At 54.2% G+C, this 20,981-nt stretch carries 20 protein-coding genes; 10 read left to right on the top strand and 10 right to left on the bottom strand.

Annotated elements, in window-relative coordinates; genetic code table 11:
- Position 1: 1 nt before the first annotated feature.
- Entirely contained in the window at positions 2–1,396 is a 1,395-nt protein-coding gene (gene dnaA / locus ACWKXX_RS12265) for a chromosomal replication initiator protein DnaA (protein WP_017383700.1), read from the bottom strand.
- 638 nt (positions 1,397–2,034) lie between these two features.
- Between dnaA and rpmH the strand changes: the two genes are divergently transcribed.
- From rpmH to ACWKXX_RS12220, 9 genes are all read left to right on the top strand, one after another.
- Complete coding sequence (rpmH, locus tag ACWKXX_RS12260) at positions 2,035–2,175, top strand: 50S ribosomal protein L34 (RefSeq protein WP_000831330.1); 141 nt, start codon at positions 2,035–2,037, stop codon at positions 2,173–2,175.
- 16 nt (positions 2,176–2,191) lie between these two features.
- A complete protein-coding gene (gene rnpA, locus ACWKXX_RS12255; RefSeq protein ID WP_006808764.1) occupies positions 2,192–2,551 on the top strand; it encodes a ribonuclease P protein component in 360 nt (119 codons plus the stop codon).
- On the top strand, positions 2,515–2,772 hold the full coding sequence (gene yidD / locus ACWKXX_RS12250; RefSeq protein ID WP_001307474.1) for a membrane protein insertion efficiency factor YidD: 258 nt from the start codon (positions 2,515–2,517) through the stop codon (positions 2,770–2,772). The genes rnpA and yidD overlap by 37 nt, the downstream gene beginning before the upstream one ends.
- A 2-nt stretch (positions 2,773–2,774) precedes the next feature.
- Positions 2,775–4,418 carry a membrane protein insertase YidC gene (gene yidC / locus ACWKXX_RS12245; protein ID WP_003861138.1) on the top strand — a complete coding sequence of 548 codons (1,644 nt, stop codon included), beginning with the start codon at positions 2,775–2,777 and terminating at the stop codon, positions 4,416–4,418.
- Between the two features lie 72 nt (positions 4,419–4,490).
- Positions 4,491–5,855, top strand: coding sequence for a tRNA uridine-5-carboxymethylaminomethyl(34) synthesis GTPase MnmE (gene mnmE / locus ACWKXX_RS12240; protein WP_015570136.1), 1,365 nt, complete (start codon positions 4,491–4,493; stop codon positions 5,853–5,855).
- A gap of 111 nt (positions 5,856–5,966) precedes the next feature.
- The gene (locus ACWKXX_RS12235; protein WP_015570137.1) at positions 5,967–7,142 is read left to right on the top strand and encodes an MFS transporter; all 1,176 of its coding nucleotides are present in this window, start codon (positions 5,967–5,969) and stop codon (positions 7,140–7,142) included.
- Positions 7,111–8,082 carry an HTH-type transcriptional regulator YidZ gene (gene yidZ / locus ACWKXX_RS12230; RefSeq protein WP_261665863.1) on the top strand — a complete coding sequence of 324 codons (972 nt, stop codon included), beginning with the start codon at positions 7,111–7,113 and terminating at the stop codon, positions 8,080–8,082. Before ACWKXX_RS12235 ends, yidZ begins: the two co-directional genes overlap by 32 nt.
- A 122-nt stretch (positions 8,083–8,204) precedes the next feature.
- Positions 8,205–8,951 (top strand): 4'-phosphopantetheinyl transferase family protein, encoded by a 747-nt coding sequence (locus tag ACWKXX_RS12225; protein ID WP_017694032.1) that lies wholly within the window; start codon positions 8,205–8,207, stop codon positions 8,949–8,951.
- Between the two features lie 36 nt (positions 8,952–8,987).
- Positions 8,988–9,554: an NADPH-dependent FMN reductase gene (locus tag ACWKXX_RS12220; RefSeq protein ID WP_003861147.1), complete on the top strand. Its 567-nt coding sequence runs from the start codon at positions 8,988–8,990 to the stop codon at positions 9,552–9,554.
- An 88-nt stretch (positions 9,555–9,642) separates the two neighbouring features.
- Here the strand turns inward: ACWKXX_RS12220 and adeP are convergent, their stop codons facing one another.
- The gene (gene adeP / locus ACWKXX_RS12215) at positions 9,643–10,980 is read right to left on the bottom strand and encodes an adenine permease AdeP (protein ID WP_017383704.1); all 1,338 of its coding nucleotides are present in this window, start codon (positions 10,978–10,980) and stop codon (positions 9,643–9,645) included.
- Between the two features lie 165 nt (positions 10,981–11,145).
- On the opposite strand from adeP, the gene yieH reads away from it, so the two are divergent.
- The gene (yieH, locus tag ACWKXX_RS12210) at positions 11,146–11,811 is read left to right on the top strand and encodes a 6-phosphogluconate phosphatase (protein ID WP_017383705.1); all 666 of its coding nucleotides are present in this window, start codon (positions 11,146–11,148) and stop codon (positions 11,809–11,811) included.
- Positions 11,812–11,855: 44 nt separating this feature from the next.
- On the opposite strand, the gene phoU is transcribed toward yieH, so the two are convergent.
- The 8 genes from phoU to ACWKXX_RS12170 form a co-directional block, all read right to left on the bottom strand.
- On the bottom strand, positions 11,856–12,581 hold the full coding sequence (gene phoU / locus ACWKXX_RS12205) for a phosphate signaling complex protein PhoU (protein WP_003861153.1): 726 nt from the start codon (positions 12,579–12,581) through the stop codon (positions 11,856–11,858).
- A 26-nt stretch (positions 12,582–12,607) separates the two neighbouring features.
- Positions 12,608–13,381 carry a phosphate ABC transporter ATP-binding protein PstB gene (pstB, locus tag ACWKXX_RS12200; protein ID WP_003861154.1) on the bottom strand — a complete coding sequence of 258 codons (774 nt, stop codon included), beginning with the start codon at positions 13,379–13,381 and terminating at the stop codon, positions 12,608–12,610.
- A gap of 47 nt (positions 13,382–13,428) precedes the next feature.
- On the bottom strand, positions 13,429–14,319 hold the full coding sequence (gene pstA, locus ACWKXX_RS12195) for a phosphate ABC transporter permease PstA (protein ID WP_003861156.1): 891 nt from the start codon (positions 14,317–14,319) through the stop codon (positions 13,429–13,431).
- Positions 14,319–15,278 carry a phosphate ABC transporter permease PstC gene (gene pstC, locus ACWKXX_RS12190; RefSeq protein WP_015570141.1) on the bottom strand — a complete coding sequence of 320 codons (960 nt, stop codon included), beginning with the start codon at positions 15,276–15,278 and terminating at the stop codon, positions 14,319–14,321. Before pstC ends, pstA begins: the two co-directional genes overlap by 1 nt.
- Positions 15,279–15,406: 128 nt before the next feature.
- The gene (pstS, locus tag ACWKXX_RS12185) at positions 15,407–16,447 is read right to left on the bottom strand and encodes a phosphate ABC transporter substrate-binding protein PstS (RefSeq protein ID WP_017383706.1); all 1,041 of its coding nucleotides are present in this window, start codon (positions 16,445–16,447) and stop codon (positions 15,407–15,409) included.
- Positions 16,448–16,693: 246 nt separating this feature from the next.
- On the bottom strand, positions 16,694–17,746 hold the full coding sequence (locus ACWKXX_RS12180; protein ID WP_261665864.1) for a fimbrial protein: 1,053 nt from the start codon (positions 17,744–17,746) through the stop codon (positions 16,694–16,696).
- Between the two features lie 9 nt (positions 17,747–17,755).
- Positions 17,756–20,233, bottom strand: coding sequence for a fimbria/pilus outer membrane usher protein (locus ACWKXX_RS12175; protein WP_261666489.1), 2,478 nt, complete (start codon positions 20,231–20,233; stop codon positions 17,756–17,758).
- A 38-nt stretch (positions 20,234–20,271) separates the two neighbouring features.
- A complete protein-coding gene (locus ACWKXX_RS12170) occupies positions 20,272–20,955 on the bottom strand; it encodes a fimbrial chaperone (protein WP_049134782.1) in 684 nt (227 codons plus the stop codon).
- Positions 20,956–20,981: the final 26 nt, after the last annotated feature.

Below are 20,981 nucleotides of genomic sequence, written 5' to 3'. Positions count from 1 at the left end.
GTCACGATGATAATGTTCTGATTAAATTGGAAAAATCTTCTTTTATGTCGTGGCTTTCTTCGCGTAACTGCTCGATCTTGCGACAGGCGTGCAGCACGGTCGTATGGTCACGGCCACCAAACGCATCACCGATTTCCGGCAGGCTGTGGTTGGTTAGCTCTTTTGCCAGCGCCATCGCCATCTGACGCGGACGCGCCACCGAGCGGGAACGACGTTTAGACAGTAAATCTGCCACTTTGATCTTGTAGTACTCAGCCACCGTCTTCTGAATATTGTCGATAGTGACCAGTTTTTCCTGCAAAGCCAATAAATCGCGCAGCGCTTCACGCACAAAATCGATGGTGATCGCCCGACCGGTGAAGTTGGCGTTGGCGATAACGCGGTTCAGCGCCCCTTCCAGCTCACGCACGTTGGAACGCAGGCGCTTGGCAATGAAGAACGCCACTTCACCCGGCAGGCGAATGTCGTTCTCGTCGGCTTTTTTCATCAGGATCGCGACGCGGGTTTCCAGCTCCGGCGGCTCGATCGCCACGGTCAGGCCCCAGCCGAAGCGGGATTTGAGACGATCTTCAACGCCGTTGATCTCTTTTGGATAACGATCCGAGGTCAAAATGATCTGCTGATTGCCTTCCAGCAAGGCGTTAAAGGTATGGAAAAACTCTTCCTGCGATCGTTCTTTATTGGCAAAGAACTGAATGTCATCGATCAGCAGCGCATCAACGGAACGGTAGTAGCGTTTAAACTCTTCGATCGCATTGTTTTGCAGGGCTTTTACCATGTCCTGAACGAAGCGTTCGGAGTGCATATACACTACTTTGGCATTGGGCTTACGCGCCATAATGCCGTTGCCCACCGCATGCAGCAGGTGCGTTTTACCGAGACCCGTGCCGCCATACAGGAACAGCGGGTTGTAAGCGCCACCGGGGTTATCGGCAACCTGACGAGCCGCCGCGCGTGCCAGCTGGTTCGACTTACCTTCAACGAAGTTATCGAACGTGTGTTTCACGTTAACGTTAGAGCGGTAGGTAGGCTCAGCGGGGGCCGGAACGTTATCCCAGCCCTGACGAACCGGTGCAACGCGAGGCGCTGGAGCGGGCGCCGCCTGTGCAGGGGCTGCCACATTGACAACTTCACGAACGGTTTGGGTGACCGGCTTTGTGCCCACTTCAAAACGCAGCTGTGGGGCATCTGACCCGCAGAAATCGTTCAGCAGTCCATTGATGTTATTAAGGTATTTATCCCTTACCCAATCGAGCACGAAACGGTTTGGCGCATACAAAGCCAGCGTGTTATCGCTCAGTTCCGCCTGCAACGGGCGGATCCACATACTGAATTCTGTGGCTGGTAACTCATCCTGCAATCGGGCAAGACACTGCTGCCAAAGCGAAAGTGACACGGCGGACTCCACTCGAACAATAAAAGAAAACTATTGAATATTCATGATTGTTGGCGCACATCGACATGACCCCATCAGGGTGATGTGCGAACCGCTATCTGCGGTTATACACGCTATCGTTGATACAACCTGAACGATGTTGTGTTTATGCCCGACCAGGATCGCTGGATCCCGATCGGGACCGCGGATCATAGCCTAAACTGAGCCAGAGATCTTCTGTTTCTCACAGATTCTTCCCGATTTATCCACAGGAAGATCCGGAATCGGGTAAGTGTAAACGATCCTGACGCGAGTGCCTCGCGATTTAGGCCGCATATTGGAAAATTTAATGAGCACAGACAATTTTTGGCTTAAATGATCTAACGAAGATCCGGGACGATCCTTGCGCTTTATCGTTGAGCCCGTATAATCCTCGACCCGGCGCGTGATGCTCATCTTCCTGCGTCGTCCGCTGCTCATTTTCCACGCGAAAACGTGCGGAAATACACAGGGATTTAAGGAAAGAGAATTGACTCCGGAGTGTACAATTATTACAATCCGGCCTCTTTAATCACCCACGGCTTCGGCGTCCGTCATTCGAAACTCGGTCGGGCATCCGCAAAAGTCATGAATTTTTTCAAGTTTAGGTAGAAATCGCCATGAAACGCACTTTTCAACCGTCTGTACTGAAGCGCAACCGTTCTCACGGCTTCCGTGCTCGTATGGCTACTAAAAATGGTCGTCAGGTTCTGGCACGTCGTCGTGCTAAAGGCCGCGCTCGTCTGACCGTTTCCAAGTAATAAAGCTAACCCCTGAGTGGTTAAGCTCGCATTTCCCAGGGAGTTACGTTTGTTAACTCCCACTCATTTCACTTTCGTCTTCCAGCAGCCATTACGGGCTGGCACGCCGCAAATCACCATCCTCGGCCGCCAAAATTCGCTGGGGCATCCCCGCATCGGTCTCACAGTCGCCAAGAAAAACGTTAAGCGTGCGCATGAACGCAACCGGATTAAACGTCTGACGCGTGAAAGCTTCCGTTTACGTCAGCACGAACTGCCTTCAATGGATTTCGTGGTGGTGGCTAAAAAAGGGGTTGCCGACCTCGATAACCGTGCTCTCTCGGAAGCGTTGGAAAAATTATGGCGCCGCCACTGTCGCCTGGCTCGCGGGTCCTGATAGCCCTCATTCGGGTCTATCAACGCCTGATTAGTCCGCTACTCGGGCCACACTGCCGTTTCACGCCAACATGCTCAAGCTACGGAATTGAGGCATTGCGCAGGTTTGGAGTGATAAAAGGCAGTTGGTTGACGGTGAAACGCGTATTAAAATGCCACCCTTTACACCCAGGTGGAGACGACCCCGTCCCTCCAGGACCTTTTGATACCAGAGAACACTAACGATGGATTCGCAACGCAATCTTCTTATCATCGCTTTGTTGTTCGTGTCTTTCATGATCTGGCAGGCATGGGAGCAGGATAAAAATCCTCAACCCCAGCAGCAGACCACGCAGACCACGACCACCGCAGCGGGTAGCGCCGCCGACCAGGGCGTACCGGCCAGTGGCCAGGGGAAACAGATTACGGTTAAGACCGATGTGCTTGAGCTGACTATCAACACCCGTGGTGGTGATGTTGAGCAGGCGCTGCTGTTGACCTACCCGAAAGAGCTGAAGTCTACCGAACCGTTCCAGTTACTGGAAACCACGCCTGAATTTATCTACCAGGCGCAGAGCGGCCTGACCGGTCGTGATGGCCCGGATAACCCGGCTAACGGTGCGCGTCCACTGTATAACGTCGAGAATGACACGTTTGTGCTGGCTGATGGTCAGAACGAACTGGTTATCCCGATGACCTACACCGACGCGGCAGGCAACACCTTCACCAAAACCTTCACCCTGAAACGCGGTGAGTATGCGGTGAACGTGGGCTACAGCGTACAGAACGCCGGTGCGAAACCACTGGAAATCTCTACCTTTGGTCAGTTGAAGCAGTCCATCAATCTGCCGTCTCACCGTGACACCGGAAGCAGCAACTTTGCGCTGCATACCTTCCGTGGCGCGGCTTACTCCACGCCAGATACCAAGTACGAGAAATACAAATTCGACACCATTGCCGATAACGAAAACCTGAACGTCAGCTCTAAAGGCGGTTGGGTCGCAATGCTGCAACAGTATTTCGCGACGGCGTGGGTACCGAATAACGACGGTACGAACAACTTCTACACCGCGAACCTCGGCAACGGTATTGCAGCCATCGGCTACAAATCTCAGCCGGTTCTGGTGCAGCCGGGTCAAACCGGTAAACTGGCAAGCACCCTGTGGGTCGGCCCGGAAATCCAGGACAAAATGGCTGCCGTTGCGCCGCACCTGGATCTGACCGTCGATTACGGTTGGTTGTGGTTCATCTCTCAGCCGCTGTTTAAGCTGCTGAAGTTCATCCACAGCTTCCTGGGTAACTGGGGCTTCTCCATCATCGTTATCACCTTTATCGTTCGTGGCATCATGTACCCGCTGACTAAAGCGCAGTACACCTCCATGGCGAAGATGCGTATGCTACAGCCGAAGATTCAGGCTATGCGTGAGCGTCTGGGCGATGACAAACAGCGTCAGAGCCAGGAGATGATGGCCCTGTATAAAGCAGAGAAAGTGAACCCACTGGGTGGTTGCTTCCCGCTGCTGATTCAGATGCCAATCTTCCTTGCGCTGTATTACATGCTGATGGGTTCCGTTGAGCTGCGCCACGCGCCGTTCGCTCTGTGGATCCATGACCTGTCCGCACAGGACCCGTACTACATCCTGCCGATCCTGATGGGCGTGACGATGTTCTTCATTCAGAAGATGTCTCCGACCACCGTGACCGACCCGATGCAGCAGAAGATCATGACCTTTATGCCGGTCATCTTCACCGTGTTCTTCCTGTGGTTCCCGTCAGGTCTGGTGCTGTACTATATCGTCAGCAACCTGGTGACCATCATCCAGCAGCAGCTGATTTACCGTGGTCTGGAAAAACGTGGCCTGCATAGCCGCGAAAAGAAAAAGTCCTGATTCGGTAACTTAACGCTAAAATAAGGGCGGTCGATTGACCGCCTTTTTTATTTGTATTGAACGAGAGCAACCATGAGCCATAACGACACTATCGTCGCCCAGGCAACCCCACCGGGACGCGGTGGTGTAGGCATTCTGCGCATCTCCGGCCTGAAGGCGCGTGAGGTGGCCGAAGCGGTGCTGGGTAAACTGCCAAAGCCGCGCTACGCTGATTATCTGCCGTTTAAGGATGCCGACGGCACACCGCTGGACCAGGGCATCGCGCTGTGGTTCCCCGGCCCAAACTCCTTTACCGGCGAAGATGTGCTGGAGCTTCAGGGTCACGGCGGCCCGGTGATCCTCGACCTGCTGTTAAAACGTATTCTGACCCTGCCTGGCCTGCGCATTGCAAAGCCGGGTGAGTTCTCCGAGCGTGCTTTCCTCAACGATAAGCTCGACCTGGCGCAGGCCGAGGCGATTGCTGATCTGATCGACGCCAGTTCCGAACAGGCAGCCCGCTCCGCGCTGAACTCGTTGCAGGGGGCATTTTCCGCACGCGTGAATCACCTTGTGGAAGCACTTACTCACCTGCGAATCTATGTCGAAGCGGCTATCGACTTCCCGGACGAGGAGATCGACTTCCTCTCAGACGGTAAAATTGAAGCTCAGCTCAACCAGGTGATGAACGATCTCGATGCCGTTCGCGCCGAAGCGCGCCAGGGCAGCCTGCTGCGTGAAGGAATGAAGGTGGTGATTGCTGGTCGCCCCAATGCCGGAAAATCGAGCCTGCTGAACGCCCTGGCGGGCCGTGAAGCGGCGATCGTGACCGACATAGCCGGCACCACCCGCGATGTCCTGCGCGAGCATATCCATATCGACGGCATGCCGCTGCACATCATCGACACCGCTGGCCTGCGCGATGCGAGCGATGAAGTCGAGCGTATCGGTATCGAACGCGCCTGGCAGGAGATCGAGCAGGCCGACCGCGTGCTGTTTATGGTGGACGGCACGACAACCGACGCCGTTGACCCGGCTGAAATCTGGCCAGACTTTATCGCCCGTCTCCCGGCTAAACTGCCGATCACCGTGGTGCGCAACAAGGCCGACGTTACCGGCGAAACGCTGGGCATCAGCGATGTGAATGGTCACTCACTTATTCGCCTGTCGGCCCGTACCGGTGAAGGCGTGGAAGCCCTGCGTAGCCATCTCAAACAGAGCATGGGCTTCGACACCAGTATGGAGGGCGGCTTCCTGGCACGTCGTCGTCACTTGCAGGCGCTGGAAGAGGCGGCTCGCCACCTTGAGCAGGGTAAAGCCCAGCTGATCGGCGCGTGGGCCGGTGAACTGCTGGCGGAAGAGCTGCGTCTGGCGCAGCAGAACCTGAGCGAGATCACCGGGGAGTTTACGTCGGACGATCTGCTGGGACGGATTTTCTCGAGCTTCTGCATTGGTAAGTAATTCCCGTTAATACAGAGTGATTTCCTCCAGGGAAATCACCATTGTCCAAATGGCAACTCGCTTAATCCCTCCACGCCCCCTATCCTGCTTGCCTGCATCTATGGGGGATTTATGGCTCGTTTTCTGTTCTGTAGTTTTGCGCTGGTTCTGCTGTATCCGTCCGGCATTGATATGTATCTGGTGGGGCTACCGCATATTGCCCGCGATCTGGGCGCCAGCGAGGCGCAGCTGCACATCGCGTTTTCGGCCTACCTCGCGGGAATGGCGTCGTCGATGGTGTTTGCCGGGAAAATCGCGGATAAAGCAGGCCGTCAGCCCGTCGCCATTACGGGTGCAGTTATCTTTGCGCTGGCATCAGTACTGTCTTCAGTAGCTCAGGAAAGCACAATGTTCCTGTCAGGCCGTTTTATCCAGGGCATTGGCGCGGGTGGCTGTTACGTGGTGGCGTTTGCTATTCTTCGCGATACCTTAAGCGCCCAGCGCCGCGCTAAAGTGCTGTCGATGCTGAACGGCATTACCTGCATCATCCCGGTGCTGGCACCGGTTGTAGGCTACCTGATTATGCTTAAATTTCCGTGGCAGAGTCTTTTCTGGACCATGGCCGCAATGGGCGCCATCGTCTTTATCCTGTCCGTGACGGTGCTGAAAGAGACCCATCCCGGTTCGCAACAGCCATATCACACCGCAACCCTCCATCCGGCTGAAAAGCTGATGAATCGCTTTTTCCTGAGTCGGCTGACAATCACCACGCTTAGCGTGGCGGTGATCCTCACCTATGTAAACGTTTCCCCGGTGTTGCTGATGGAGACGATGGGCTTCGATCGCGGTGAGTATTCGACGGTGATGGCGCTAACCGCGATGGTGAGCATGGCGGTTTCATTCTCCACGCCCTTTGCGCTCAACATCTTCCGCCAGCGCACGCTGATGCTCACCTCACAGACGCTGTTCCTCGCCGCAGGCGTGATCCTGGCGACCGCCACCTCACACGCTGTAATGCTGGTGGGCATTACTCTGATCTGCGCCGGATTCTCCGTCGGCTTTGGTGTGGCGATGAGTCAGGCACTTGGCCCGTTTTCATTGCGGGCAGGCGTGGCAAGCTCGGTGCTGGGCATTGCGCAGGTCTGCGGTTCGTCACTGTGGATTTGGCTGGCGGCGGTGATTGGCCTTAACGCGCTGAATATGCTGATCGGGGTTCTGATTGGCTGTAGCATACTCTGCATTACCTTACTTATGGTCATCCAGCCCGCGGCGCACTATGAAGAAGCCCATCAGCAGTCTCGATCTTAATCTTTTACTTTGCCTGCAACTTTTGTTGCAGGAGCGCAGCGTCACCAAAGCCGCGAAGCGGATGAACGTGACGCCGTCCGCGGTGAGTAAATCGCTGGCGAAGCTGCGCGACTGGTTCGACGATCCGCTGTTTGTGAAAACGCCTTTAGGGCTATTGCCCACGCCGCTGACGGTGAGTCTGGAACAGGATTTGGCCGACTGGATGCAGATTGGCAACCAGATCCTCGATAAATTCCACCATAGCTCTCCTGGCGGGCTTAAGTTTGTGCTCGCCGCCGAAACACCGCTGATGCTGATCCGCTTTAATACCCTGCTGGAGCAGGTGAATGAACGCTACCCACAGGCGACGGTGAAGCTGCGCCAATGGGATTACGATTCGCTGGACGCCATTACGCGCGGAGAAGTGGATCTAGGCTTCACCGGGCGTGAAACGCACCCTCGCTCGCGCGAACTGCTAAAGCTGATGCCGTGGTTTATCGACTACGAAATCCTGTTCAGTGACCGTCCGTGCGTGTATTTGCGCGAGGATCATCCCGCGCTCCAGGAAGCGTGGGATCTGGGGACGTTTCTGCGCTACCCGCATATCAGCATCTTCTGGGAACGCAGCGACACCTGGGCGCTCGACGAGGTGCTAAGAGAGATGGGTCGGGAGCGTAACATCGCCATGAGTTTGCCCGGTTTTGAACAGTCGATGTTTATGGCGGCTCAGCCGGATCACAACTACATTGCCACTGCGCCGCACTACTGCCATCACTACAATCAACTCCACCAGCGTAATCTGGTCTGTCTGCCCATTCCCATCGATGAGGCGCAGGCAGAAAAGCTCACCGTCCCCTTCACGCTGATCTGGCATAAACGGAACAGCCATAATCCGAAAATCCTCTGGCTGCGCGAGACGATCAAAGCGCTGTATACCGCACCAGGTCAGGTTTTTGCCTAAGATAATGTAAAGTTCGGTGCTCAGGCTTCTCTTATTTCCATTTACTGATTAAAACAGAAGCTGAGTTAAGCGATAATCATGTAACCGTTTAACCGACTACGACCATTATCAAGGAGCGAAAAATGGCTACGCACTTTGCACGAGGAACATTAACGGAAGGGCATCTCGTATCGGCCAGACTTTCTTCAGCCTGTCACAGTGAGGCGCTCAAACTACCTGAACACCGCAGGACGCGGTTTTTAGCTTCCAGAGCGCTCCTCGCAGAACTGCTTTTTATGCTCTACGGCACCAGCGAATTACCGGACATACTCACCCAGCCAGAAGGTCGCCCGGTTTTTGCGGACCCGGCACTCCCCCATTTTTCCATTGCGTACACCGGCAACATTGTTGGCGTCGCGCTGACGACGGAAGGTGATTGCGGCCTGGATATGGAGCTACAACGCGTCACGCGCAGCTTCCATGGTGCTAATGCGCTCGATGAATACCCGCTCTCCAGCAATGAGAAGCTGTGGATACGTAACCAGAACGACCCCGTTGAAGCCAGAGCGCAGCTCATCACCCTTCGCCAGAGCATCCGCAAACTGAGCGGCGCGGCGTCAGACGACGCCAGCCTGTTGCAGCTGCTCCCCGGCTCCGGACGCCTGCGCGCGACAAAAGCCTCGCTGGTAGAGGCACTCTGCGACGCTGAGGACGTACTGATCTGGTCCGTTGCGGTGACCCCCGCCATCGAACGGCTGAAAATCTGGGAGTTTGACAGCACTCGCGGTTGGCGTAGTCTTCCGGATGTACCTGAGCGCGCGAACGAGCCCGCCGCGCGCCTGATGCGATTAACCAGTTTACCGGCAGAAAAAGCATACACCCATAGCTGATCCGTCCAGGATCATCATGATGAAACAGGAGTAATCATGTCTGATACGTTGAAAGTTGTTACGTTACTGGGAAGCCTGCGCAAAGGTTCTTTTAACGGGATGGTTGCCCGTACGCTGCCGCAGCTGGCGCCTGCGGGAATGGAGATCAGTGCCCTGCCGTCCATTGGCGACATCCCGCTTTATGATGCTGACGTTCAGCAGGAAGAAGGGTTCCCGCAGAGTGTGGAAGCGATAGCCGAGCAAATCCGTCAGGCTGACGGCGTGGTGATTGTGACGCCTGAGTATAACTACTCGGTGCCGGGTGGTTTGAAGAACGCCATTGACTGGCTGTCCCGTTTACCGGAGCAGCCGCTGTCTGGTAAACCTGTGCTGATCCAGACCAGCTCAATGGGCGCCATCGGCGGCGCGCGCTGCCAGTATCACCTGCGTCAGATCCTGGTGTTCCTGGATGCGATGGTGATGAACAAGCCGGAATTTATGGGCGGCGTGATTCAGAACAAGGTCGACCCGCAGACGGGTGAAGTGGTGGATCAGAGTACGCGTGACCATCTCTCTGGCCAGCTGACCGCGTTTGGGGATTATATTAAGCGGGTGAAGGCCTGATAAAAAAGCCCGGTGGCGCTAGCGCTTACCGGGCCTACACTCGTCAGTAGGTCAGGTAAGCGAAGCGCCACCTGACACCACCAGCATCTTAGTGTGCATCAATAAACACAATCTTCAGCACAAACAGCAGCGCCACAATAATCACGCACGGGCTAAGTTCGCGGAAGCGGCCGGTACCGATCTTCATCACACAGTAAGAGATAAAGCCCAACGCGATACCTTCAGTGATCGAGAAGCTGAACGGCATCATCACCGCGGTAATAAATGCCGGAACGGCTTCCGTCAGATCTTCCCACTTCACGCGCGCCAGGCTTGAGGTCATCAGCACGCCGACGTAAATCAGCGCGCCGGCTGCCGCGTATGGTGGCACCATCCCCGCCAGCGGAGAGAGGAAGATCACCAGCAGGAACAGCAGACCCACAACTACCGCCGTCAGGCCGGTACGACCGCCCACGGACACACCGGAAGAGGATTCAATGTAAGCGGTAACAGACGAGGTACCGATGAAAGAGCCAGCAACGGAAGAGATGCTATCCACATACAGCGCCTGCTTCATGCGCGGGAATTTGCCTTTTTCATCTGCCAGACCCGCTTTGTCGGTCACGCCAATCAGCGTACCGGAGGAGTCAAACAGGTTGACCAGCATGAAGGAGAAAATCACCCCGGCCAGTCCCAGGTTCAGCGAGCCCGCCAGATCAACGTGGCCAATCACGGTAGAGACGCTCGGTGGCGCAGAGACGATACCGTTGTAATGCACGTCACCCAGCATCCAGCCCAGCAGCGTGGTCACAATGATAGAGACCAGCACCGCAGCATGGATGTTGCGCGATGCCAGGATCGCGATGATAAAGAAGCCCAGCACGCCCAGCAGCACGCTGTGAGAGGTCAGGTTACCAATGCTCACCAGCGTTTCCGGGTTCGCCACGATAACGCCAGCGTTTTTCAGCCCCATCATGCCGATGAACAGACCGATACCGCTGGTGATGCCCACGCGCAGGCTCACGGGAATGTTCGCAATCATCCAGTAGCGCACGCGGAAGATGGTCAGCAGCAGCAGGCCGACCGCGCCCCAGAAAATAGCGCCCATCCCAACCTGCCACGGCAGGCCCATCGCCTGAACCACCACGAACGCAAAGAACGCATTCAGACCCATTGCCGGGGCCAGCGCCACGGGCAGATTAGCGAAAACGCCCATCAGGATGCTGCCAAGGGCCGCGATCAGACAGGTGGTTACAAAGACGGCGCTGGTGTCCATGCCAGCCACGCCCAGAATTTGCGGGTTAACGAAAACGATATAGACCATCGTCAGGAAGGTAGTAAAACCGGCGATCACTTCGGTGCGTGCCGTTGTGCCGTGCTCGCGCAGTTTGAACACGCGCTCAAGCAGCCCCTGACCAGATGTCTGGGTAGTGTGTTGTTGACTCATCATCAATTTCCGAACAAGGAGGGAAAATTCGTCGCTATCCTATACCAAAATGCGACAATAGTGGCGGTTACGGGATACTTTTTTCATTGATTTTGCTTATACGGCAACGATTGCGTCCCGGTGAACTGCCGTACGAAAACGTTAAACTTGTTAAAAGGGAAAGGCATGTCCGGAATTGAAGCGGTATTTTTCGACTGTGACGGTACGCTGGTCGACAGTGAGGTCATTTGTTCCCGCGCGTATGTCGCCATGTTCCAGGAATTTGGTATTACGCTCGATCTCGAAGAGGTGTTTAAACGCTTTAAGGGCGTGAAGCTGTACGAGATCATCGACATCATTAACGAAGAGCACGGGGTGGATCTGGTGAAAGCGGATCTGGAACCGGTGTACCGCGCCGAGGTCGCACGCCTCTTCGACGCCGAGCTGGAAGTTATCGCCGGCGCTAACGCGCTGCTGGATGCGATGACGGTGCCGATCTGCGTGGTCTCTAACGGCCCGGTCAGCAAAATGCAGCACTCGCTCGGCAAGCTGGAGATGTTGCACCACTTCCCGGAAAAACTGTTCAGCGGCTACGATATCCAGCGCTGGAAGCCCGATCCGGCGCTGATGTTCCACGCGGCGAAGGCGATGAACGTCAACGTGGAGAACTGCATTCTGGTGGATGACTCATCTGCCGGCGCGCAGTCAGGGATTGATGCGGGGATGGAGGTGTTTTACTTCTGCGCCGATCCGCACAACAAGCCGATCGACCATCCAAAAGTGACAACCTTTACCGATCTGGCGCAACTGCCAGCGTTGTGGAAGGCGCGCGGGTGGGATATTACGCGTTGAATTAACGTAGGGCGGGTAAGCGTTAGCGCCACCCGCCACACATATCACTCTTTCGGATCTTTACCCGCCAGCAGCTTGTCCAGCTCGTCGCCGCCCACGTGTCGGAAATCCTGCCCCTTCACGAAATAGAAAATGTATTCGCAAATGTTCTGGCAACGGTCACCGATACGCTCGATGGAGCGCGCGCAGAACAGCGCGGTCAGTACGCTTGGAATGGTACGAGAATCTTCCATCATGTAGGTCATCAGCTGACGCACAATGCCTTCGTATTCCTGGTCAACTTTCTTGTCTTCACGGTAGATACGGACCGCTTCGTCCAGATCCATGCGCGCGAAAGCGTCCAGCACGTCGTGCAGCATCTGCACGGTGTGGCGCCCGAGAGACTCCAGGCTCACCAGCAGCGGCTGGTGCTGCTGGGAGAATTTCTCCAGCGCGGTACGGCAGATTTTATCCGCCACGTCACCGATACGCTCCAGCTCGGCGATGGTTTTGATGATCGCCATCACCAGACGCAGGTCGCTCGCCGTCGGCTGACGCTTCGCAATGATGCGCACGCAGGCTTCGTCGATGGCGACTTCCATCATATTGACGTTGTGGTCGCCTTCAATAACGCGCTTCGCCAGCTCGCTGTCCTGGTTGTGCATCGCCGTGATCGCATCAGAAAGCTGCTGCTCGACCATGCCGCCCATGGTCATCACCTGGGTGCGAATGCTTTCCAGCTCTGCGTTAAACTGGCCGGAAATGTGTTTATTAAGATTGAGGTTGTCCATGGTTTCTCCACATGCACTAAGGCAAATCAACCGTAGCGGCCAGTAATATAATCTTCGGTTTGTTTCTTCGCCGGACGAGTGAACAGCGCGTCCGTATCGCTGAACTCAATCAACTCGCCCAGATACATAAACGCCGTGTGGTCAGAACAACGTGCAGCCTGCTGCATGTTGTGGGTCACGATCACCACGGTGTAATCCTGCTTCAGCTCGGTGATCAGCTCTTCGATACGCCCGGTTGAGATCGGGTCCAGGGCTGAGCACGGCTCATCCAGCAGCAAGACTTCCGGGCGAATGGCGATACCGCGCGCAATGCACAGACGCTGCTGCTGACCACCGGAGAGAGAGTACCCACTCTGGTGAAGTTTATCTTTGGTTTCGTTCCATAATGCGGCCTTGGTCAATGCCCACTGCACGCGCTCGTCCATATCCGCACGGGAGAGCTTCTCAAACAGACGCACACCAAAGGCGATGTTGTCATAGATCGACATCGGGAACGGCGTGGGTTTCTGGAATACCATCCCCACTTTCGCACGCAGCAGGGCGATATCCTGGGTATTGGTCAGGATGTTGTCACCGTCCAGCAGAATTTCACCTTCTGCGCGCTGCTCCGGATAGAGCGAATACATTTTGTTAAAGGTGCGCAGCAGCGTGGATTTGCCACAGCCGGACGGACCGATAAATGCCGTTACCTGGTTCTTTGCGATATCCAGGTTGATATTCTTCAGGGCATGGAATTTGCCGTAGTAGAAGTTCAAATCACGAACCTGAATCTTACCCGGGGCAGTATCAACCATACTCATTGACTCATTTCCTCATTCGGCGCCGCGAGCTGCCGCGCCGTAAAAATTTAACCGTGTTTCTTCTTCGCGAAAATGACGCGCGCCAGAATGTTCAGCAACAGTACGCAAAGGGTGATGATCAGCACCCCGGCCCAGGCCAGCTGCTGCCATTCCGCGAATGGGCTCATCGCAAATTTAAAGATCGTCACCGGCAGGTTGGCGATCGGCTGCATCATGTCCGTGCTCCAGAACTGATTGGAGAGGGCGGTAAACAGCAGCGGTGCGGTTTCACCGGCGATACGGGCGATAGCCAGCAGGATACCGGTCATGATCCCCGAGACGGACGCTTTCAGGGTGATCGCCGAAATCATCTTCCATTTAGGCGTACCCAGCGCGTAAGCCGCTTCACGCAGGCTGTCCGGCACCAGTTTCAGCATGTTTTCAGTGGTACGAATAACGATAGGCACCTGCAACAGCGCCAGCGCAATCACACCCGCCCAGCCGGAGAAGTGTTCCATTTGCGCCACCACGATGGTGTAAACAAACAGACCCACGACAATCGACGGGGCAGAAAGCAGAATGTCGTTAATGAAGCGGATGACTTCAGCGATCCAGGACTTGCGGCCATATTCCGCCAGATAGATACCCGCCATGATGCCCAACGGCGTACCGAAAACGGTCGCCCACAGGATCAACAGGCCGCTGCCCGCCAGAGCGTTTGCCAGACCACCACCCGCCGTGTTCGGCGGCGGCGTCATCTCGGTGAACAGCGCCAGGGACATTCCATCAATACCCCGGGTGATGGTGGACATCAGGATCCAGATCAGCCAGAACAGGCCGAACGCCATCGTCGCCATGGAAAGCGTCAACGCAATGCGGTTTTTAATCCGGCGCTTTGACTGCATTTTGCGACGGGATTCCGCAAGCTGAGCGGTGTTTTGCATGTCGAGAGTCGCCATTAGCGTGCCCCCTCGTTTTTAGCCAGACGCATAATCATCAGCTTGGAGATAGCCAGCACAATAAAGGTGATAACAAACAGGATCAGACCCAGTTCCATCAGCGCGGCGACGTGCAGCCCGGATTCTGCTTCGGCAAATTCGTTCGCCAGCGCAGAGGTAATACTGTTCCCCGGCATATAAAGCGAGGCGCTGTCGAGCTGGTAGGTGTTGCCGATGATAAAGGTGACCGCCATGGTTTCACCCAGCGCGCGGCCTAAGCCCAGCATAATGCCGCCAATCACCCCGTTTTTGGTGAACGGAAGGACGATGCGCCAGATAACTTCCCAGGTGGTGCAGCCGATACCGTAGGCGGACTCTTTCATCATCACCGGGGTTTGTTCGAAGACATCGCGCATGACCGCCGCAATGTACGGAATAATCATGATGGCGAGGATCACACCTGCCGCCAGAATGCCGATACCGAATGCCGGGCCGGAGAACAGCGCCCCCACAAACGGAATGGCAGAGAGAACGTTACCGACCGGCTCCTGGAAGTACGTCGCAAACAGCGGCGCGAAGATAAACAGGCCCCACATGCCGTAAACGATACTTGGGATGGCCGCCAGCAGTTCAATGGCGATACCCAGCGGACGTCGCAGCCAGCCTGGCGCCAGTTCCGTCAGGAACAGGGCAATACCAAAGCTCACCGGAACCGCAATCAGCAGGGCGATAAAAGAGGTCACCAGCGTGCCGTAAATCGGCACCAGCGCACCGTAAATATCGTTCGGCGCATCCCACTCTTTGGTCCACAGGAAGGCGAAACCAAATTTTTGAATGCTCGGCCAGGAGGAGAAAATCAGGGACACGATAATGCCGCCCAGCAGCAATAGCACAATCAGCGCAGCCAGTTTCACCAGCGCGCTGAAAATCATGTCACCTTTTTTACCCGGAGGGTTAAATGCAGGCTTGGTTGCAGCCATAAATTACTCTTCTGTTTGAGACGTTTTTACGAATATGCCCGGCGGCGCTGACGCTTACCGGGCCTACAGAGTAAACCGTAGGGCGGGTAAGCGCAGCGCCACCCGCCATCTTCGTTAAATATATCCTGTTAATACAGCGCTTTACCGCTGCTGTCTTTCACGTTGGTTTTCCATGCAGCACGGATCTGCTCAACCACGCTGTCTGGCAGGCTGGCGTAATCCAGATCGTTAGCCTGTTTGCCGCCATTTTTATATGCCCAGTCGAAGAACTTCAGCACTTCAGCACCCTGCTCAGGCTTCTTCTGCTCTTTGTGGACCAGAATGAAGGTGGTAGACGTGATAGGCCATGCATCGTCGCCTTTCTGGTTGGTCAGGTCCTGCGCGAAGGATTTGCTCCAGTCAGCGCCTTTCGCGGCGTTGGCGAAGTTCTCTTCGGTCGGGCTAACCGGTTTGCCGTCGGCAGAAACCAGTTTGGTGTAAGCCAGGTTGTTCTGCTTAGCGTAAGCGTATTCTACGTAGCCGATAGAGCCAGGCAGACGCTGTACAAAGGCTGCGATACCGTCGTTGCCTTTACCGCCCAGACCGGTTGGCCAGTTAACGGTAGAGCCGGAACCGACTTTAGATTTCCACTCTTCGTTCACTTTCGCCAGGTAGCTGGTGAACACGAAAGAGGTACCAGAGCCGTCAGCACGACGAACCACCGCGATATTCTGCGAAGGCAGCTTAACGCCCGGGTTCAGCTTAGTGATGGCTTCGTCATCCCATTTTTTGATTTTGCCCAGGTAGATGTCACCCAGGGTTTTGCCGTCCAGCACCAGCTCGCCTGATTTCAGGCCAGGGATGTTAACAGCCAGCACAACGCCGCCGATCACGGTCGGGAACTGGAACAGGCCTTCCTGATTCAGTTTCTCATCAGACAGCGGAGCGTCGGATGCGCCGAAATCAACGGTATTCGCGGTAATTTGTTTTACGCCACCGGAGGAGCCGATACCCTGATAGTTGACCTTGTTGCCGGTCTCTTTCTGGTAGGTATCCGCCCATTTGGCATACACCGGCGCAGGGAAGGTTGCACCAGCGCCAGTCAGGCTTGCTGCTGCAAAGGCAGAGAAAGCGCTCATTGATAAGGTCGCGGCGACAACAGTTGCGACAGTGGTACGCATAACTTTCATAATGTCTCCTGCAAGGATTTCGTAAATCATTGTTTAAGTGGCTACGATGAGCAAAATAGGACAAACAGGTGACAGATAAATGTACGAAATATGACAGTTTTATGACAAAGCCAGCGATGGATGTAACCACATGAAAAATAAAGCCATTAATTCACAGCATGGTCATATTTTTGTCATCTTTTTTGCAATGAATCAGTTTTAGCGTAGCTGATATGACAACGGCTGTCATAAACAGCCGTTGTCATTTTAATGAGCGATTTCAATCGTCAGAGTTGCCGTTGCATTGAACTGGCCTGGTTTGGGCCTCGCTCCTGTCGCGCTGGCAGGCGCGCTTGAAAATGTCAGCGTGCCCAGCGTATCCCCCATGATGTCGGGAATTTTAGTCGTTTCCGCTTCAAGGGCACCGCCATTCGTATTCACTTCCCGATTATATTTATCGTAGACTTTAATTCCTACGTCTTCGTTGTCCGTCGCAATCATCGAATTATCAGAAGCCACGGCTGAGGCATGCAGGGTTGCGTCGAGCTTGTCGTAGAACATCATATTGGTGCATTTGATGTTCACGGTACGAGTGATTTTGCGATCGGTCAGCGCTTTCCCTTTCGTCGACGAAAACTCTGACGCCAGGATTTTATTGAAATCAAAAACAATGGCCTGCCCCTCGTCAATCTCACAAGATTGAGGAACCGTCACTGTTCCCTGAACAATCACATCAGAAATAATCTCATTCGAAACAGTACGCGGGTCGATCGTGGCATAGATATTCGCCACCAGCGTCGCCGGGATCGTCATCACCCCGGTAAAGGCTTTTTTAACGTACAAATAGACCTGCCCCGAGCCGCCACTATAAAACGTGGTGGCGGAACTCACGCCGTTATGACATTGATAGGGAGTACCGGTTTTATTCGGCAGATGATCAAAAGGCACGGCCGTATAACCGACACCAAGTATGTAAACAAGCAGGCCGATATCAACGTTTTCATTCAGGTTAAAATAGGCGACATTGTTCCTGCTTCCCGCGGGCACCAGCGCCGGATTAACGACGCTGGTTATGTAGGTGTGATCGTAACTCTGATTCGACCCGGTCAGACAGTAGCAGGTACCTTTAAACGAGGTGTTGTTATTATTCACATTAATAAGCGTTGTCGTCCCGGCTATATTGTCCGTAATGGAAAACTGCTCTGTAAAATTGAGGTAGTTATGATATTTGCCATTGTCTGGCACACAATAACCGGTTGGGGCCGCATGCGCATAAAAGACGCAGGTCAGTAAGGCTAAAAGCCAGTATTGCAGTTTCATTTTAATCCTTTATCGACACGTGACGGGCATCTGCACCAGTCCAGCGTCAGGCTGTTGTTGAAGCGTGTATTCCGCCCGACAGGTTGCGCCGTCGTTTAGCGTCAACGTGAATTGCCCCTTTTCCGGCAGGCCTGAGAGATAGAGTTCGCCCTCTTCTCCGACAATGCCCGTAACGCTTCCGGTGTCCAGCGTTGCCGATCCCGTTGCCCCAAAAGGCGCAGGTTTGCCATTGCTGAGATGAACGCTGAAAAGGATGCGGTAGCCGATATGCGTAACGAATTCCGCTTTTACTACCGCTCCACGGGTGGGAACCAGATTCTGGACGCTTTTTTCCAGTTCAACATTGCCAGAGGCAAAGTCGCTGTCGCCAATTGCGATACGATTTTCATCATAGGGTGACAGCTGCGTTTTTACGGTGTAGCCGCGCCAGTCCGTCGCGACACCGCTGCTGTTTTCCACCGCCAGGCCCGCCGCTCCTGGAGCTTTCACCAGCGCGACGGTTTCTCCCATTTCCTGTGAGAAGGTGACACCTTCTGAATGCAGTAGAATGCCGCCGCTGACGCCATAATTGAGACTTCGGGTTTCGTTGCTCCAGGCATAGTTACCTTTCATGGAGCCATAAGCCGCGTCCCATTCCAGTCCCGCATTCCCCCCCGTACTGCCGCCACTTTCATCAACGGATTGCTGTATGTTCCAGTTCAAGTTGTTGTTCTGAAGCAGCCTTCCGTTCAGGCCTACCTGATGGGAGACGCTGTTTTTATTGTTGCCAGTAACGTTATAGTTGGCGTAGGTGTTCGGTAACCACTGGGAGAGCGGAAGCGAGAGTGACAGCATGAAAACGTGTTCGTTTTCGCCATCCTTTTCCCAGTCCCCATCGTGATGATTCGCAGTATCGGTATAGTTCCATGACGCATTCCACGTCATCTGTTTCCAGCTGTTGCTGTAACCAATCTGGATCAGCCGTTCAACGTTATCCGTTCGCCAGTACTGTTCACGGCTCAGCGTCAGGTAAATATTTCCATACCCCTGCGCAAAAGGTTGTGTCCACGTTCCCTCCAGACGGCTTCTGCGGTTACCCGTTTGCCAGAACGTCTCGCTATCGCTCCTGCGGGAAGCCCACTCATCCAGGGTATAAAATCCTTCCGTTGAATAGCGATAGCCTACTATTCGCAGGCTGGTATTACTTACATCGAACGTCTTGGAATAGAGAAAACGCCAGGATTGCCCCTGCTCCGTATCATCGACAAAACGAGACGCCGCATGGGTGACATCCATCGATATCGCCCCGATCTCGCCGAGATCCTGACCAATACCAGCCGCTATGGCAGTGTAATTCTCAGCTAACTGTGTGCCGCCATACAGCGTCATTCCCCCTTGCATGCCGCGTAAAAGCTGAGCCTGCAATAAATCAGGTGAATAGCGATCGCTGTTGTTCAGTTCGCCAATGCTGATATCAAAGTCCGTCTGGCCTTCCCGTCGCAATATCGCCAGGGAAGCATAAGGCTGCGTAAAATGCTGCTCACTACCGTCTTCTTCTTTGATCGTAACGTCGAGATCGCCCCCACTGCTGGTGGTGTTGAGATCGGTCAGGGCAAACGGCCCCTGAGGAACAGCAGATTGATAGATAATGTAGCCATTCTGACGAATGGTGACGACGGCATTACTTTTAGCAATGCCCCGGACGACGGGTGCGAAGCCGTTCAGACTATCCGGCAGCATGTCATTATCGGTGTACAGGCGCACGCCGCGCACCTGGCTGCTATCGAATAGATCATTTGCCGTCCAGGTATCCCCCATCATTATCTGGCTTCGCAGGCTGGCAATATCACGTTGTAAATACGTACTCGCAGAATGATAACTGCCGTTGCTGTTTACCGCATTGAGGGTGCTGTAGTTGCGAAGTCGCCAGCTGCCAAGGTTAATACCGCTACGCATGTTCAGATAATACAGATCGTCACTGTCATAGTCTGATTTCAACGTCTGGGTGGTTGAAAAATCATAATTCACCATCAGGGCATTAATACCCTGATCCCAGCGTGAAGGCGGAATGGCGTCACGCGCTGAAGAATCCATATAAATCTGCGGGATAGAGACCCGTAACGCGAGCTTTTCGTCATCCAGAACCCATGTAGCTCCCGCCAGCGGGGGAATGGGCTCGCAGCGGCTGGTGTTAATCGTAGCCAGTGCTTTTATGGCATCCACTTTTATGCCAAACGTAGCCAGCGTATTTTTTAAGTCGCGGAAACAGGGCTGGAGTGCGCTCTCGTTGTTTGTTCGAAAAAAATGGATTTCACGGCGCTCAAAAAAGCGCTCGTTGATATAAATATCAACCTGATAATCCCCTTCAGGGAGATTATCAGGCCGGCTAAACTGACTGATATCAATGTCGACCGGATGTTCAAGTTCTAACAATCGTGAGTTAAAGGTTTCACCAGCAGCGTGCCCGGAATACGTGCCGCTGACCCACAGCGACACCAGGGATAACATAAAATAGATGCGCTTCAACGTTAACCATCTCGCCTGAGTCAAAGGGGGTGTTTGATGGCGTCGCTTATCGCGCCATAATCATTGATGCTATGCCAGATGAGTGTCTTACTCGCGACACCAGCGGGTAAGGGAATGTTGAGCGTCTCAAAGGGCTTAATCATCGCCAAATCCAGCGGTTTGCCGTCTACAGCAACATCAATAACGTTGATATGGATAGCCGTAGGATTATTAACCACCAGGGTATTGCCTTGTTTGCGCCAGATGACTTTTAGGCTGGCGGTTTCAGGCTTTTCAGTAATGCTGGCAGGGCGCCAGAATAACTTAATGCGTGTTTTAATCGCGATTTCCAGCTTGCTGTTCTGTTTGTCCGGCGTTGGAGGGATATTCTTAACATTCAGCCAAAAGACAGATTCCCGCTCGGTGGGTAAATCGCCTTTTGTTTTAATAATGCGCAATACGCGCTCCTGTTTTGGCTCCAGCCTTGAAACAGGAGGAATAACGGTAAACGGTGGTTTCGTTTTCTCTGTGGCTAAAAAAGGATCAATCCATGCCTGAATCAGATAGGGTAAGGAAGTATCATTATTAATTACAGAAATAGTGGTATCTGTTTTATTGCTGGGGAAAATAACCCGCGTACCACCGATAATAATCCCCCCCCAGGAGGGAGAGGCACACACGACTAAAAAGAGAATAATAAAAATGTCGATAAAACGCCTGCGCATATCATATCCTGTGACAGGCCTGCGAG

This window comes from Enterobacter sp. UPMP2061 (assembly GCF_053709615.1).
The sequence above is the reverse complement of the archived record's forward strand: the minus strand, read 5'-3'. Positions and strand labels throughout refer to the sequence as shown.

Bases quoted from the DNA above. Each gene is read 5' to 3' on its own strand.
- ACWKXX_RS12170 (WP_049134782.1), bottom strand. From the start codon at position 20,955: ATGCGCAGGCGTTTTATCGACATTTTTATTATTCTCTTTTTAGTCGTG.
- adeP (WP_017383704.1), bottom strand. From the start codon at position 10,980: ATGAGTCAACAACACACTACCCAGACATCTGGTCAGGGGCTGCTTGAG.
- ACWKXX_RS12225 (WP_017694032.1), top strand. From the start codon at position 8,205: ATGGCTACGCACTTTGCACGAGGAACATTAACGGAAGGGCATCTCGTA.
- mnmE (WP_015570136.1), top strand. From the start codon at position 4,491: ATGAGCCATAACGACACTATCGTCGCCCAGGCAACCCCACCGGGACGC.
- ACWKXX_RS12220 (WP_003861147.1), top strand. From the start codon at position 8,988: ATGTCTGATACGTTGAAAGTTGTTACGTTACTGGGAAGCCTGCGCAAA.
- yidZ (WP_261665863.1), top strand. From the start codon at position 7,111: ATGAAGAAGCCCATCAGCAGTCTCGATCTTAATCTTTTACTTTGCCTG.
- yidC (WP_003861138.1), top strand. From the start codon at position 2,775: ATGGATTCGCAACGCAATCTTCTTATCATCGCTTTGTTGTTCGTGTCT.
- pstA (WP_003861156.1), bottom strand. From the start codon at position 14,319: ATGGCGACTCTCGACATGCAAAACACCGCTCAGCTTGCGGAATCCCGT.
- pstB (WP_003861154.1), bottom strand. From the start codon at position 13,381: ATGAGTATGGTTGATACTGCCCCGGGTAAGATTCAGGTTCGTGATTTG.
- ACWKXX_RS12235 (WP_015570137.1), top strand. From the start codon at position 5,967: ATGGCTCGTTTTCTGTTCTGTAGTTTTGCGCTGGTTCTGCTGTATCCG.
- pstC (WP_015570141.1), bottom strand. From the start codon at position 15,278: ATGGCTGCAACCAAGCCTGCATTTAACCCTCCGGGTAAAAAAGGTGAC.
- pstS (WP_017383706.1), bottom strand. From the start codon at position 16,447: ATGAAAGTTATGCGTACCACTGTCGCAACTGTTGTCGCCGCGACCTTA.
- ACWKXX_RS12175 (WP_261666489.1), bottom strand. From the start codon at position 20,233: ATGTTATCCCTGGTGTCGCTGTGGGTCAGCGGCACGTATTCCGGGCAC.
- rpmH (WP_000831330.1), top strand. From the start codon at position 2,035: ATGAAACGCACTTTTCAACCGTCTGTACTGAAGCGCAACCGTTCTCAC.
- yieH (WP_017383705.1), top strand. From the start codon at position 11,146: ATGTCCGGAATTGAAGCGGTATTTTTCGACTGTGACGGTACGCTGGTC.
- phoU (WP_003861153.1), bottom strand. From the start codon at position 12,581: ATGGACAACCTCAATCTTAATAAACACATTTCCGGCCAGTTTAACGCA.
- yidD (WP_001307474.1), top strand. From the start codon at position 2,515: ATGGCGCCGCCACTGTCGCCTGGCTCGCGGGTCCTGATAGCCCTCATT.
- ACWKXX_RS12180 (WP_261665864.1), bottom strand. From the start codon at position 17,746: ATGAAACTGCAATACTGGCTTTTAGCCTTACTGACCTGCGTCTTTTAT.